Here is a 1,125-nt window from a genome sequence, read left to right as displayed (position 1 = left end):
TATGCCGGCAAACTGGTGGACTGGGTATCCACGAATCTCCAGCGGGTACTTTCGATCGTGAAACGGCCTCGCAAAAGTGGCTTCAAAGTCCTGCAATGGCGCTGGATTGTGGAACGTACGTTTGGTTGGCTGAATCGTTCCCGCCGCTTAAGCAAGGACTTTGAGGCGTTATGCGAGACCTCGGAAACCTGGATTCGAATTGCCATGATTCAGCTCATGATCAGGAGGTTAGCCAAGACAACATAGACTTTTCAAACAAGCTCTAAGTTCGATTGCCTGATCATTGACGAGCTGGGCTATCTGCCGATGAACAAGCAGGGCATGCACAACCTGTTTCAGCTCATCAACGCGCTGTATGAATACCGGCCGATCATCCTGACCACCAACAAGGCGTTCACCGATTGGGGCGAGTTCTTTTTTGATGACAATGTGGCCGTGCCCATCGTCGACCGCATTATCCATCACTCACATATTTTTATGCTCGGAGGGGAAAGTTATCGGCTGAAATCGAAGCTAAACAATTCATATTAACCGGGAAAAGTGGCTCAATTTTAATGGCCGAAACTGGCTCAATTCTGTTGGCCATTGACAATTCCAAGGCAGCTTCTAGCTGAGCCGGAACAGCGACCGAGGAGACTTGCTCCTGAAAGGCTATTTTTGGACGTAATAATATTGATATCAATGAGTTGTAGTTTTTGAGCGGACTCTAATTAAGTCTATGATATAACTGCAGCACATCTGGATGTTGCATCCGCTCTGTTTCATGGCAATAAACCGCCCAGGGCGCCGAGTACGGCGATGAGCGGCGACGGTCGCCTCGCCTGAATAACTACGGCTTGGGGGAAGCCGGCCACCATAATGAAAAAATTTTTCGGCAGTTCGCTGAAATCATTAATCCTTACTAAGGCTTACTGCTGATTATTGGCCTTATCGGCACTAAGGCGCAAAACCCGACCGGGGGCAGGCTGCTGCAGGCGCTTTGTGTAGAAGTCATACAGTCTGGGCGTTGTTGAATAAATCGAAATTTGGCCGAAGCACATCATTTCTAGCTTTTGCACTAGATTTTGATAGACACAGGCATACCCAGGCCTGTCATTCTGTTGAGAGCAGACGCACTGCACCATG

At 48.7% G+C, this 1,125-nt stretch carries 2 protein-coding genes and 1 pseudogene; 2 read left to right on the top strand and 1 reads right to left on the bottom strand.

All coding sequences use genetic code 11. The annotated features are described in order from the left end of the window. Positions 1-246: transposase (locus METLU_RS27000; protein WP_196806645.1), on the top strand; the 246-nt coding region annotated here is incomplete at its 5' end. A gap of 18 nt (positions 247-264) precedes the next feature. Further along, positions 265-531 (top strand): annotated as a pseudogene (locus METLU_RS0123540) (ATP-binding protein); the annotation flags it as partial. Between the two features lie 377 nt (positions 532-908). Here METLU_RS0123540 and METLU_RS28870 read toward each other — a convergent pair. Then, positions 909-1,125: hypothetical protein (locus METLU_RS28870; protein ID WP_036244110.1), on the bottom strand; the 217-nt coding region annotated here is incomplete at its 5' end.

The sequence above is a fragment of the Methylobacter luteus IMV-B-3098 genome (genome assembly GCF_000427625.1).
GTDB classification, from domain to species: domain Bacteria; phylum Pseudomonadota; class Gammaproteobacteria; order Methylococcales; family Methylomonadaceae; genus Methylobacter; species Methylobacter luteus.
Note: the sequence above shows the minus strand (reverse complement) of the source record. Positions and strands in the feature narration are given on the sequence as shown.